The following is a 13,445-nucleotide window of genomic DNA, read 5'->3' on the forward strand; positions in this document are numbered from 1 at the left end:
TTTTTTCATTCCATCCCGAGGCAATGCTGTAGATGCGACATTCCTGTCGCGATGGCTTTTGAACTAAGGACGGTAGCTGCCTACCCGGCGGGCGCGCCTTCCCAGTCGCGAATGACCGCAACCCTCGTCACCGCCTTCGGCGGTTCGCGCCAGGAATGGCGCTCCCACAGAAAAGGCTTAAATACTCATCCGTCATTCAAAAGGATGTCCCGATTACGGAACGCAGCGAAATCCTTGGAGCCTCATTGATTGAAAATAATATTGAGACGCCTGGGGGGGGCGGGCCAGACTGACTCTTTTCTCGTGTCATCACTGGCACTTCGCGGCCAGCCTGGTCCCCTTTGAGAGAAACCTCGCCAGCATTGAGATCAAGGGGAAAAGTATTAGCATAAAATGATGTGGGTTGATTCAGCAGCACCATCCTCTTCTCCAGTTGCTTGCGTTTTCTCAACTGTTTAGAGACATCTTCCAACTTCAAACATCTCGGGCTCATACTGCGCGGAGACACGCTCGAGCAGATCCAAGGAGGGCACATGACTGTCGAAACCGTTGTTGAAACCACCCAGTATCTGACGTTCACCCTGGACGGAGAGCTCTTCGCCTTCGATATCAGCCAGGTCCGCGAGGTGCTTGATTTCACCACGCCCACCAAGGTTCCCCAGACCCCGGACTACATGCGGGGGGTGATAAACCTGCGCGGCAACGTGGTACCGGTGATCGACCTGAGGCGCAAATTCGGCATGCCCCAGGCGGTGCAGACGGTGCATAGCTGCATCATCATCGTCGAGGTGGTTCTGGAAGGGGAGACGGTGGTGATCGGCGCGATGGCCGACGCCGTGCAGGAGGTGCTCGACTTGGAGCCGGACCAGATCGAACCGCCGCCGAGATTGGGAACGAAGCTGGATACCAGCTTCATCGTCGGTATGGGTAAAAATAACGACGACTTCATCATCATCCTCGACATCGACCGGGTCTTTGCCGAGGACGAACTGGGAGTGATGAAAGAGATCGGGGAGGGGGCGCAGTTCCGGGTGGGAGACGGCGCTGTCCAGGCGGTTTCGGCCTGATCCGTCCCGGATGCCGGAAACACCATCGCTGGCCAAGGAGGTCCTATGTTCGACAACATGAAGATACCCGGGCCGCCTGCCGCGAGCAGGACACCGGCGGCAACCAGATCAACAAGGCGATCCAGCAACTCGACCAGGTCATCCAGCAAAACGCCGGGGCGGCGGAAAAGATGTCGTCTACCGCGGAGGAGCTCGCATCGCAGTCCGAACAGTTGCAGCACAGCGTGGGCTTTTTCCGGATCGGCAGCGAGAGCATAACCACCTTCACGCCAAAGGCGGCGCCCCGCACCAAACCGGTTCGCAGAGCCCGGACGCTGGCCCAGGCGGGGGCGCAGCCGGCGGCCGACGGGGCGGAGCTCAACCTCGATGAGGAGGACGTTGCCTTCGAGAAGTACTGACCAGAGCCACTGGACCGATTGGGGCCGCTCCCCTTTCCCTTTCAAGGGGTCAGGTCCCAGCTGGTGAACGGGATGGATTTGCCGCAGCAGTGGGGTGCGAACGACATAGGAACAGGAAAGGCCCGCTGCGACCATTGGAATTCCGGTAGTTGCCGCGGGCCTTTTTTGCACCGTCTCGACCTGTCATGCCAAAGGCTTTTCCTGCTCGGCTTTAATTCAACGAAGACATCAGTAAAAGAAGGGCAACTGTAATAATATGGACAGTCCATTTTTTTACAGTTGGGCCCATCTCGCTGGATTTGCGAGGTTTGTCCGCTTTTGGCTGTAACAAAATGAACAGTTGAGATGTTTTAATGATGAGTGGGCGGTTGTTAAGTGTTCATTATTGTTGGTCGCTCGTACTGACAGTTTTGTGGCATGGAAATTGATTACACATGAGCACCAACGCAGGATGAGAAAGGGTGGGTTGAATCTGGAATGATGTTCCTAAAGAAGCGTGTGCTGCCGCTTTATGTCCCCTATTGAAATGGAGGAAGGTATGAATCGCATTGTCCTGGTTCTGATGCTGGCTTTGCTGTTCCAAGGATGCGGGCAGTCTAACGTTTCGGCCCCCGCGGCCGCAACGACGAGAGACACCGGCTCGACGACGGGATCGGAGTGGTCGACGCAGGTACCTGTCGATACGGCGGCATTTGTAGAGCTGTTCAAGAACAGCGACTGCGCCGACCTCCGAAACCGTCTCTTTCTCATCGATGGGGCGCTGGTGCTGCACGACCGGTCTGGGAACAGTTGCCCGGATAATGACTACCAGCTCACTTTGTTCGATGGCTCGCCCAGTATTCGCCTCGAGGACCTTGCAGACAGCATTGCCGGTCCGACGTGGTTAGTCAGCACCCCCGATCACCTGCAAATGTTCCAGACCATTCAGGCCAACCTCGACAAGGCCGATCTCGGCCTGGGAACCGGCCATACGGTGGTCCAGGTTCCCATGCAATAACTCCTGGCGTGAGGCAAATCGTTCGAGACTAAACCAGCGCTTCAAGCAACCTGATCAGCCGCCGTTTCCATCTACTGATCCTGGCAGGTACCGTCTGCTCCGGCAGATCTGGTACCCGCCTTTTTTTCTTCCATCCCAGGACCGGATGAAGATACTATTGCTCCCCTACTGACCTGCGGCGCGATTATGTAGGCAGGATTCGGTCGGTACTGTTCCCACGGCTTGGGACATTCCCTCCCCAGGCCGGAAATGATATAAGGGTGAGCCGGCACTATTTCCTCGCGCAGGAAAAAACGCCCCCGGCCCCAGGGCTTGTGCATTACCCGGGCTGGAGAGGGGCACAGTGGCATTGTCATCGAGAAAAGGAGACGCGGGTGTTTTCAAGCTACAGCAGGGATGGGTATAAGAAGGCGCTCGAGGGGATCGAGCAGAAGACGCTGGTTCATGGGGACAAGACTCTTATGGTGGAGTTTCGGCTGCGGCAGGGGGCGGTACTGCCGCAACATGCGCATCCGCACGAGCAGATCGGCTACCTTGTTTCGGGGCGAATCCGGCTCCGGATTGGGGAGGAAGCGCGGGAACTTTCTTCCGGGGACAGCTGGTGCATCCCCGGCGCTGCCATCCACGGTGCCGACATCCTGGAGGATGCGGTGGCAATAGAGGTGTTTTCCCCGGTTCGGGAAGATTACCTGCCGTGACGTCAAATCCGGGCCTGAGCCGGAGCGCTCATGATTATTCTTTCCGGAGAATACAAAATCCGGCAAGCCGCTGAAAATACAGGCCTATTTAACGCTCGACCCAGGCCTTTCCGGGTCCGGCTCGCCCCGGAAGGTCCAGTAGAGATAAACCAGCGACGGGATCAGGATGAGTGCGCCGATCGGCAGGATCGCCAGGTAGGCGCTCAGGGTCGGCCGCGGAGCCGCCGCGGCCGCAAATGACAGGGTCCCGATGAGAAGCTCTGGGCTGAGTGCGGCGGCGAACCCGCCGAGGGTGCAGACGACGGCCCCTCCGGAGCAGACCTGCGCCAGGGCATAGTGCCGACGCCAAAGAAAGAGTTGTGTGGCGCATCCCGCCGCGACGGCCAAAGCGACGAACGCGATCGGCCAGGATCGCAGCAGTCGCTGGGCGAAAACCGGTGCCTCGTACACGGCAACCGGTAGCGCCAGTGTGGTCAACCCTCCCAACACGAGCCCCGCCAGCAGAGCTTCCTTGCGAAAATCTTCCCGCAACTCACCGGTTACCCGCACCGTCATATAAACCGGCGCGAGATACGCGCAGATCGCAACGCCGATCAGCCCGCCCATCAGCGTGAACGGATTGAGCCAGGTCCCGACCCCGAGCGACGGTTGCCCCCCGGCCAGGGTTATCCTCCCGGCACCAGTTGCCGCGACCGCAAGCCCGAGGGTGAACGGCGTCAGCACGCTGGCGACTTCAAAGGTCGCCGCGCTCCAGGGGACCTCCCGCCCTGCCTGGCGGCCAAAGTGCCGGAAGGCAAAAGCCGCCCCTCGAAAGTTGATCCCGACCAGGGCCAGCACCAGCGGGGTCAGCAACGTGGTGAAGAGGGCGGAAAAACCGGCCGGGAAGACGGTGAAGAGCGTGACGACGACGAAGATCAGCCAGACGTGGTTGGTCTCCCATACCGGACCGATCGCGTTGAAGAGCGCGTCGCGCTGCTGTCCCGCCCGGGGGCCGAAGGCGAACGCGGTCCAAATGCCGCCGCCGAAGTCGGCCCCGGCGAAAAGGGCATAGAGTATGAAACCGGCGCCGAGCGCCAGCTCGCAGAGGACCAGTTCACTCATGAACCACCTCCGCAGGCCTCTTTCGTGAACCGCCGTCGGGACGGAGCAACAAGCGGAAGATGGCCACGGTCAGGGCAAGGTAGACCAGGAAAAAGGTGAGAAATACCAGCAGGATCCCTCCGTGCATGGTAACCCCCTGCGACGTCCTCAGGTATCCCTGTACCACCCACGGCTGCCGGCCGAATTCCGTCACCATCCATCCGCTTTCCAGCGCGATCAATCCAAACGGTGCGGCAATGACGACCGACCGAAGCGTCAAACGCCCGGGAGTGTGTTGTCCGTGCCTGCGGCAGCTCCACCAAAACAAACCGGCGGCCGTCGACATGACGAAAAAAGATAGGACCATCAGGTCGAAAAAAGGGTGTACCAGGCGCGGGTCCGGCCGGTCTGCGCGAGGAAGGGCATCGAGCCCTGCCACCACGCTGTCCGGATTGCGGTGCGCCAGCAGACTGAGCAGCTTGGGGATCGGGATCCCGTACGCTACCCGGTTTTCGGCCGGCTCCGGCCAGCCACCGATGATGAGCGGGGCACCGGGGCGGGTAACGAAATGCGCCTCCATGGCGGCCAGTTTCCCCTTCTGGTCTCGAGCCACCGATACCGCCGCCCAGTCTCCCGAAAAGAGCATCAGGGGGAGCGCCACCGTCGCTACGCCGAGGGTCAGTCGCAGCGCGTTCACTGCATGGGGCCAGGGCGCCGCCCGCAAAAGTGCCGCCGCGTAGAGCCCGGCCATACCGAAGCCGGTGGCGGTGTAGGCCGCAAGGGTGCCATGCACCGCTTCGTGGCGCCAGGCCGGGTTGAAGAAGGCCCCAGCCGGATCGATGCCGGCCGGCGAACCCTGCACCAGTTGGAAGCCGGAAGGGGTGTTCATCCAGCCGTTGGCGCTGATGACGAAGACGGCGGAAACTGCGGCTGCGACGCTCAAGGGGATGGTGCAGAGAAAGAGAGCGCGGCGGGAAAGGCGTCGCTCGCCGTAAAGGTAAAGGGCCAGGAAGATCGCTTCGGTGAAGAAGGCGAACCCTTCCATCGAGAAGGCAAGGCCGATCAAGGGGCCGCTGAAGGCCATGAACTGCGGCCAGAGGAGCCCGAGCTCGAAGGAGAGAATCGTCCCGGAGACCGCACCGATGGCGAAGAGAACCCCGGCGGGACGGATCCAGCCCCGTGCCAGGTCATGCCAGGAGTCGTCTCCGGTTTTCAGCGCGAGACCTTCGGCGAGCATGAGCAAAAAAGGAAGTCCGATCCCTACCGTTGCATAGACGATATGGAACGCGAGGGAAAGTCCCATCAAGGCCCGTGCTGCGAAAAGATTTTCCATAGGTCTCCTCCGCTGCTAATCGCCTGCTCTGGCGTCAGAGCGTCCTCTCCTGGTGCTTGTGTGGCTTCACCGCCTCGTTTTGTTCCGGGACCAGCACTACCGCCGCATTCCCCTGCACCCGCCAGTATTTATCCAGATCGAGACTGGGGGTCCCGGAGCCGCCGTAGATGATCCGTTCGCTGCTCCAGAGCATGTCCCAGTGGCATCCCTCCGGAGGGGCCAGCATCGGCTCCGGGCTCGGCGCCAGGTGCAGCTCGCGCCCGAGGTTGAACAGCAGCAGCCGCTGTTGATCTTCGAGGAAGTAGCGGAGCAAAAACGCGTTGGGACCCAGCACCGCCCCCTCGATCTGGCATTGGTATCCCTTCTGGAACACCGGGTCCTCGCGACGCAGCGCGATCAGGTCGCGGTAGAGGGCATACGTCTTGTCGTGCCGCTGGCGCTGGGTCAGGTCCAGTTTCGACTGCTCGAAAGTGTTGGGATCGGATGGCTTGTCGATGGTCGCGATGATCTCCGGCGAGTCGATGTTGGTGAACTCCTTGAGGAACTCGATGCGCCCGGCATGGACCTGCTCCGCTATCTCCGGGCTCAGGTCGGCAAAATAGAGGAAGGGGGTCGAGGCGTTGTACTCCTGCCCCTGGAACAGCATCGGCGTCTGGGGGGCGAGAAGGAGCAGGGTCACCACGGCCCGAAGGGTTGCCGGGTTGGCGAGCTTGTGCAGCCGGATTCCCCAGGCGGAGTTGCCGATCTGGTCGTGGTTCTGGGTGAAGTTGATGAAGCGGCTCCGGTTGTACCCCATGGTCGGCGTGCCGCGGCGTTTGTCCTCCCAGAAATAGCGCTGCCCCTGGAAGAGGTAACTCCACTTGATGGTGGAGATGAGTTCCTGCGGCGCGCCCAGGAATTCGGAATAGTAGGCGTCATGGTAGCCGGTCAGGGAGACGTGGGCGCTGTGATGAAAATCGTCGTTCCAGACGCAGTCCATGCCGTACCCCTTCTGCTCCTTGGGACGCAGGCAGCGGATCTCCTCGGTTTCGTTCTCGGCGATCATGATGACCTTACGCTCCCCGGCGGCCTGGCGCGCCTTTTCGGTGATCTCCCCGAGGATGTTGATGGGAGACTCGTCGAAGATGGCGTGGGTGGCGTCGAAGCGCAACCCGTCCAGGTGGAACTCGCTCATCCAGTAGGCGGCGTTAGTAATGAAGAACTCCCGCACCGGCCCATTGTTCTTACCGTCGAAGTTGATCGCCTTACCCCACAAGTTATCGGCCGGGCTGTAGTAATCGAGGGAGTAGCGTTCCAGGTAGTTTCCCTCCGGGCCGAAATGGTTGTACACCACGTCGAGGATCACCCCGAGCCCGAGGGCGTGGGCCCGGTCCACGAAGCGGCGCATGTCGTCGGGCTCGCCGTAGAGCCTGGTGGGGGCGAAGTGGTTGACCCCGTCGTAGCCCCAGCCGAATCGGCCCGGAAAGTCGGCCACCGGCATCACCTCCACCAGGGTGATCCCCAGGTCGACCAGCGCCGGGAGCTCTTCCATGGCCGCCAGCCAGGTTCCCTCCCTGGTGTAGGTCCCGATGTGGAGCTCGTAGATCACCTGACCGGTCACCTCCACGCCGCGCCATTTCTGATCGCTCCAGGCGAAGGTCTTCGGGGCGATTACCTGGGAGGGGCCGTGCGGCCCTTCCGGCTGAAAACGCGAGGCGGGATCGGGAAAGCTGTCCTCGCCGTTGATCCGGAACTTGTAACGGGACCCGGCCCCGGCCTGTGAGCTCATCCCGGAGTAGTATCCCTCCGTCTCCTTGGTCATCTGGACCGTCTCGAGGGGCGGGGCATCCTTTGCCTCCCCGAGAACAACGATCTCAAGCTTCTTGCAGCTGGGCGCCCACACCCGGAAATGTACCCCGCCCTTGACGAGTTCCGCTCCGATCGGGAACCTTCTCTTCGGTTCGGACATGAAACCCACCTCCCGTGAAAAAAATATTGGGGAAGTTTAACCTGTGATCGCTGCATACCAAGCGAATGAAGAGCGGCACTTCCTTATCCTCGGGGAGCCATTGCCGGCGCGCATGCCCTTTGGTCCGAACAGCAAGATAACCGGTAACAAAAGGCTATTTGAGACCGGGGCTGAAAGATCGTGTTTCGCGGCGGCTCTCTGGTAGACCGGTACCGGGATGGAGCAGAATGGTTGGGGCTGTCGATAATGTGGGTTTTGGCATCAGCTATATTCAGGAACGACCGATGCTATAACTTGGGCAAAAGCTCCTTTTGACAGATGCCGTTGCAATTCTGAGGAAGGTAGTAGAATTGTGTGTCAGACGCTGGAGAAGGGAGGGGAGAATGGATCAGTTCAGGCAGCACGGGGCGATAAGTTGGTTCGAACTGAGGACGTCGGACCCCAAGGGAGCCGAATCCTTCTACACCAGGATCTTCGGCTGGACCACCGAGCCATGGCTCGCCGCCAAGAACGGCTACAGCCTGATCAAGGTAGACGGCAAACAGGTCGGCGGTATCTGTTCCCCGCATGGTGAGGGGACCGGACGCCCGACTGCCTGGGGGGTCTATGTCACCGTCGCCGATGTCGATGCCACCGCCGCGCGGGCGGTGGAATTGGGGGGCAAGCTCCTGGTGGCGCCGCGCGACATCCCCAAGGTGGGCCGCTTCTGCGTTATCGAGGACCCGCAGGGCGGAGTAGTGAGCGCCATAACCTATTTGCCGGGAATAACGGGACAATGAAACAATGAAACAGTGAAACAGTGAAACAGTGACAAAAAAAGCGCGGCACCGGTAGAATCCAGGTGCCGCGCTTTTTTGTTCCGTCCTGCTTCGGGACCGGTTCGTATTGTTCATTGTCTCATTGTTTCATTGTTCATTGATCTAGATTCCCAGCACCGACGCCATCCCCAAAAGTTCCTCCTGCGGGCGCTTCTCGCTGACCGCCACGGTCTCCAGCAGGGTGGGAACGATGGCGTTGCAGATCAGCCCCACCATCTTGCCGCGCTGCCCCGCGAGCAGAAATTCCACCGCGGAATTGCCGAAGCGGCTTCCCAACAGACGGTCGAAAACCGAGGGCGCACCGCCGCGCTGGTAGTGCCCGAGCACGGTGACCCGGGTCTCGAAGCCGATGGCGTCCTTGATGGTGTCGGCGATGTTCTGCGCGTGCCCGGCCCCTTCGGCCAGGATGATGATGGCGTTGCTGCGTCCTTCCTCCCAGCGCAGCCGCAGCTGGTTGCAAAGATCGGAGAGGTCGCACTCGATTTCGGGGACGATGGCGTATTCGGCGCCGCAGGCGATGGCCGACATGCTGGCGAGATACCCCGAGTTTCTTCCCATCACCTCGATGACGAAGGCACGGTCGTGGGAGCTTGCCGTGTCCTTGATGCAGTCCACGGCATAGATGATGTTGTTGAGCGCGGTGTCGACGCCGAGCGCCATGTCGGTGAAGGGGATGTCGTTGTCGATGCTCGCCGGTATGCCGATCACCGGGACCCCCAGCCGATGCAGCGCGAGCGCACCCTTGAGGGAGCCGTCGCCGCCGATGATGATCAGCCCGTCCACCTCGAGATCCTTCAGGCGCTGGACCGCCTTCTCGCGCCCCTTCTCGGTCCGGAACTCCTCGCTGCGCGCCGACTGCAAAAAGGTGCCGCCGCGGTGCAGGATCCCCGCCACCTCCCGCGAGGTCATCTCCAGGTAATCGCCTTTCAAAAGACCGAGGTAACCCTTGCGGAACCCGAGCACCTCCACGCCGTGACCGATGGCGGTGCGGGTTGCACTCCGAACCGCGGCGTTCATGCCGGAGCAATCTCCACCACTGGTTATGATCCCTATCCTTTTCATCGTGCTCTCCCGGAAATGGACAGGAAGCCGCCGATGCCGTCCGGCCCTTACCCGTCCCGATTATGGCGTCTGGTGAGTATTACATCTGTTTCGGAGTCTGCACTGTGAAGATTTGGAAAAAACCGCTACTCCTCGCGTGACTTCTTCAGCCACTCCATCCGTTCCTTGATGCTCTTCTCGTAGCCGTAGCCGATCGGTTCGTAGAACTTCCTGCCGGCCAGATCATCGGGGAGGTACCCCTGGGGGACGTAACCTTCGGCGTAGTCGTGCGGGTACTGGTACCCCTTGCCGTATCCCAGGTCCTTCATGAGCGAGGTCGGCGCGTTGCGGATGTGCAGGGGAACCGGCAGGGCCCCGCTCTGGCGCACCTCGCGCAGCGCGTTGTTGATGCCGACGTAGGAGGCGTTCGATTTGGGAGCGGTGGCGAGATAGGTGACCGCCTGCCCCAGGATGATCCTTCCCTCCGGCATCCCGACGAACTGGAATGCCTGAAGTGCGGAGATCGCGATCTGCAGCCCGCGCGGGTCGGCGTTCCCCACGTCCTCGGAGGCGAAGATGACCATGCGGCGCAGGATGAAGAGGGGGTCCTCTCCCGCCTCGATCATGCGGGCCATCCAGTAGAGAGCGGCGTCCGGGTCGCTGCCGCGCAGCGACTTGATGAAGGCGGAGATGACGTTGTAGTGCTCCTCGCCACCCTTGTCGTAGAGCAGCGGCTTTTTCTGGATCGCCTCCCGCACCGTTTCCAGGGTGATCGCCCCCTCCTTCACCACCCGCGACGCGGTCTCGAGCGTGTTCAGCGCCACCCGGGCGTCGCCGCCGGCCTGGTCCGCCATGAAGGCGAGCGCCTCCGGCTCGGCGCTGAGACCCAATTCCCCCAGGCCACGCTCCTTGTCCTCAAGCGCGCTCACCAGGATCTCGATGACCTCCTCCCGGGTGAGCGGATTGAGCACCAGGACCTTGCAGCGCGACAACAGCGGCGCGATCACCTCGAAAGAGGGATTCTCGGTGGTGGCGCCGATCATGGTGAAGGTGCCGCGCTCGACGTAGGGGAGAAAGGCGTCCTGCTGGGTCTTGTTGAACCGGTGGATTTCGTCCACGAAGAGGATGGTCTTCTTGCCGTGGTACTTGAGGGTGTCCTCCGCCTCCTTGACGATCTCGCGGATCTCCTTGATCCCGGACATGATGGCGGAGAAGAAGATGAAATGGGACTGGGTGGCGCCGGCGATGATGCGCGCCAGGGTGGTTTTGCCGCTTCCCGGGGGGCCCCAGAAGATCAGCGAGGTGAGTCGGTCGGTCTCGATGAGCCGGCGCAGGAGTTTGCCCTCGCCCAGGAGGTGTCCCTGCCCGACGTATTCGTCCATGGTGCGCGGCCGCATCCTCTCGGCGAGAGGCGCGACCTTTTGGGTTGCCGCTTCGAATAGATCCACCGGCTACAGCCTCTTTACGTTGACGGTGCCGGGGTGCACGTCCATCGGCTTGATCCCCCAGATCTCCCGGGCGTACTCCTCGATGGTCCGGTCGCTGGAGAACTTGCCCATGCCGGCGCAGTTGAGGATTGCCAGCCGCGCCCACTCGTTTTTGTTCCTGAAGAGCTTGCCGACTTCCTCCTGGCAGGCGATGTACGAGGCGTAGTCGGCCAGGAGCATGTAGTTGTCCCCCAGGTTCATGAGGGAATCGGTGAGCGGGACGAAGAGGTCGGGGGTCCCCTGGGCGAAGAAACCGCTGGAGATCATGTCGATGGCCTTCTTGAGCTCGGGATTGCCGTTGTAGTACTCCCTCGGGTTGTATCCCTGCTCCTTGAGGTGGCTGACCTCCTCGGCGGTGAGGCCGAAGATGAAGATGTTTTCCCGGTGCACCTCTTCCGCCATCTCGATGTTGGCGCCGTCCAGGGTCCCGATGGTGAGGGCGCCGTTCAGGGCGAATTTCATGTTGCCGGTCCCGGAGGCCTCGGTCCCGGCGGTGGAGATCTGCTCGGAAAGGTCGGATGCCGGGAAGATCTGTTCGGCGAGCGAGACGGAGTAGTTGGCCAGAAATACCACCTTGATGCGGCCGGCAACATCCGGGTCCTCGTTCACCACCTTGGCGACCCCGTTGATGAGCCTGATCACGAGCTTGGCGGCGAAGTAGGCGGGGGCCGCCTTGCCGGCAAAGATGAAGGTGCGCGGGGTGACCTCCGCCTCGGGGTTTTCCTTGATGCGGTTATAGAGGGTGATGATGTGCAGCACGTTCAAAAGCTGCCGCTTGTATTCGTGGATCCGCTTCACCTGGCAGTCGAAAAGGGAATTCGGGTCCACCACGATGTCGTTGTGTTTGAGGATGTAGGCGGCGAGCTCCTCCTTGTTGCACCGCTTCACTTCCTGCCAGCGCTGGGAGAACTCGGGATCCTCCGCCACCGCGCGCAGCTTCTCCAACTCGTACAGATCGGTGACCCAGCCGTCGCCGATGTAATCGTCGATCAGGTGGGCGAGCGGCGGGTTGGCCATCTTCAGCCAGCGCCGCTGGGTGATCCCGTTGGTCTTGTTGTTGAACCGCTCCGGGTACATCTCGTAGAAGTCCTTGAACAGGCGCTCTCTGAGGATCTGGGAGTGCAGCTCCGCGACCCCGTTCACCGAGTGGCTCCCCACGATGGCAAGGTGCGCCATCCGGATCTTGCGCTCCCAGTGCTCCTCCACGATCGACATCCGCGCCGGCCGGTCAGGATCGTCCGGGAAACGGGCGCGCACCTCCTTCATGAAGTAGTCGTTGATCTCGTAGATGATCTGCAGGTGGCGCGGCAGGATCTGCTCGAAGAACCAGACCGGCCACTGCTCGAGCGCCTCGGGAAGGATGGTGTGGTTGGTGTAGGCGAAGGTCTTCTTGGTGATTGCCCAGGCATCCTCCCATTCCACGTTTTCCAGGTCGATGAGGACCCGCATCAACTCCGGAATGGCAAGGGTAGGGTGGGTATCGTTCAGCTGGATGGCGACCTTCTCCGGAAGAAGCCGCATATCGGTGTGCTTCTTCTTGAAGCGGTACAGGACGTCGTGCACCGTCGCGGAGGCGAGGAAGTACTCCTGCTTGAAGCGCAGCTCCTTCCCCTCGATGACGTTGTCGGCGGGGTAGAGGACCTTGGAGATGGTCTCGGTCTGCATCTTCTTTTCCACGGCACGGATGTAGTTCCCCTCGTTGAAGAACTTGAGGTCGAATTCACGGCTCGACTTGGCGCTCCAGAGCCGGAGCGTGTTGACCGTCTGGGTGTCGTAGCCGGGGATCGGGGTGTCGTAGGCCATCGCCATGACGTCCTCGGTGTCGACCCACTCCCGGACCAGCTTGTTGTCCTTGTTGAAGGTGGTGATCACCCGCCCGTAGAACTTGACCGTATGCAGGTGCTCCTGGCGGTCGAGCTCCCAGGGGTTGCGGTAGCGCAGCCAGTTGTCCGGGATCTCCACCTGGGCGCCGTCCACGATCTGCTGCCGGAAGATCCCGTATTCGTAGCGGATGCCGTAGCCGTAGGCGGGAATGGACATGGTCGCCATGGAATCCAGGAAACAGGCGGCCAAGCGCCCGAGCCCCCCGTTTCCCAGCCCGGCGTCCTGCTCCTCGGAGAGGATCTCTTCGAAGTCGTAGCCGAGCGAGTTGATGGCGTCGCGGAAATCGTCGTAGAGCCCGAGGTTGATGAGGCTGTTCCCCAGGGTCCGCCCCATGAGGAATTCCATGGAGATGTAATAAACCCGCTTGTTATCGGTGTTGTAATACGCCTGCTGGGTGTCGAGCCAGCGTTCGACGAGGTACTTTCGCACCGCATAGGCAAGAGCGTTGTAACGGTCGTATTTGGTCGCGGAGTATTTGTCTTTGCCCAGCGTGTATTCCAGATGCTCCAGGAAGGACTTGATGATGATCATGTCCTTGTCCAGTGGTTCGTTCATCGCATCCAGTTCATCTGTCATGTGCGCACCCTGTTCCTGTCGTTATTGACATGCGTGGTACCGCTCTGATCCAGCGTCCATGGCTCATGGAGTTTACCGTGGACAATGATACTGTATATATGCTACTAGATCCAGGATT

11 protein-coding genes are annotated in these 13,445 nt (G+C 60.9%); 5 read left to right on the forward strand and 6 right to left on the reverse strand.

From position 1 onward, the window contains the following. Positions 1–533: 533 nt before the first annotated feature. The 4 genes from JFN93_RS02350 to JFN93_RS02365 all read left to right on the forward strand — a co-directional run bounded on the left by JFN93_RS02350 (position 534) and on the right by JFN93_RS02365 (position 3,160). Positions 534–1,067, forward strand: coding sequence for a chemotaxis protein CheW (locus JFN93_RS02350; protein WP_199382385.1), 534 nt, complete (start codon positions 534–536; stop codon positions 1,065–1,067). A 170-nt stretch (positions 1,068–1,237) separates the two neighbouring features. Beyond that, complete coding sequence (locus JFN93_RS25425) at positions 1,238–1,465, forward strand: hypothetical protein (RefSeq protein ID WP_236021499.1); 228 nt, start codon at positions 1,238–1,240, stop codon at positions 1,463–1,465. Between the two features lie 538 nt (positions 1,466–2,003). Then, positions 2,004–2,462 carry a hypothetical protein gene (locus JFN93_RS02360; RefSeq protein WP_199382386.1) on the forward strand — a complete coding sequence of 153 codons (459 nt, stop codon included), beginning with the start codon at positions 2,004–2,006 and terminating at the stop codon, positions 2,460–2,462. Between the two features lie 374 nt (positions 2,463–2,836). Beyond that, positions 2,837–3,160: a cupin domain-containing protein gene (locus JFN93_RS02365; protein ID WP_199382387.1), complete on the forward strand. Its 324-nt coding sequence runs from the start codon at positions 2,837–2,839 to the stop codon at positions 3,158–3,160. 84 nt (positions 3,161–3,244) lie between these two features. On the opposite strand, the gene JFN93_RS02370 is transcribed toward JFN93_RS02365, so the two are convergent. Genes JFN93_RS02370 through treZ form a run of 3 tightly spaced genes read right to left on the reverse strand, consistent with a single transcriptional unit; the run spans position 3,245 to position 7,521 of the window. Continuing rightward, a complete protein-coding gene (locus JFN93_RS02370; protein WP_199382388.1) occupies positions 3,245–4,261 on the reverse strand; it encodes a cytochrome d ubiquinol oxidase subunit II in 1,017 nt (338 codons plus the stop codon). Continuing rightward, positions 4,254–5,573: a cytochrome ubiquinol oxidase subunit I gene (locus tag JFN93_RS02375; protein ID WP_199382389.1), complete on the reverse strand. Its 1,320-nt coding sequence runs from the start codon at positions 5,571–5,573 to the stop codon at positions 4,254–4,256. The genes JFN93_RS02370 and JFN93_RS02375 overlap by 8 nt, the downstream gene beginning before the upstream one ends. Positions 5,574–5,607: 34 nt before the next feature. Next, positions 5,608–7,521 carry a malto-oligosyltrehalose trehalohydrolase gene (treZ, locus tag JFN93_RS02380; protein ID WP_199382390.1) on the reverse strand — a complete coding sequence of 638 codons (1,914 nt, stop codon included), beginning with the start codon at positions 7,519–7,521 and terminating at the stop codon, positions 5,608–5,610. A 383-nt stretch (positions 7,522–7,904) separates the two neighbouring features. Between treZ and JFN93_RS02385 the strand changes: the two genes are divergently transcribed. Further along, positions 7,905–8,300: a VOC family protein gene (locus JFN93_RS02385; RefSeq protein ID WP_199382391.1), complete on the forward strand. Its 396-nt coding sequence runs from the start codon at positions 7,905–7,907 to the stop codon at positions 8,298–8,300. 141 nt (positions 8,301–8,441) lie between these two features. On the opposite strand, the gene pfkA is transcribed toward JFN93_RS02385, so the two are convergent. The 3 genes from pfkA to JFN93_RS02400 form a co-directional block, all read right to left on the reverse strand. Then, positions 8,442–9,401, reverse strand: coding sequence for a 6-phosphofructokinase (pfkA, locus tag JFN93_RS02390; RefSeq protein ID WP_199382392.1), 960 nt, complete (start codon positions 9,399–9,401; stop codon positions 8,442–8,444). Between the two features lie 125 nt (positions 9,402–9,526). Next, complete coding sequence (locus JFN93_RS02395; RefSeq protein ID WP_199382591.1) at positions 9,527–10,777, reverse strand: replication-associated recombination protein A; 1,251 nt, start codon at positions 10,775–10,777, stop codon at positions 9,527–9,529. Positions 10,778–10,831: 54 nt separating this feature from the next. Continuing rightward, on the reverse strand, positions 10,832–13,327 hold the full coding sequence (locus JFN93_RS02400; RefSeq protein WP_199382393.1) for a glycogen/starch/alpha-glucan phosphorylase: 2,496 nt from the start codon (positions 13,325–13,327) through the stop codon (positions 10,832–10,834). Positions 13,328–13,445: the final 118 nt, after the last annotated feature.

The sequence above is a fragment of the Geomesophilobacter sediminis genome (assembly GCF_016458275.1).
Lineage (GTDB): Bacteria > Desulfobacterota > Desulfuromonadia > Geobacterales > Geobacteraceae > Geomesophilobacter > Geomesophilobacter sediminis.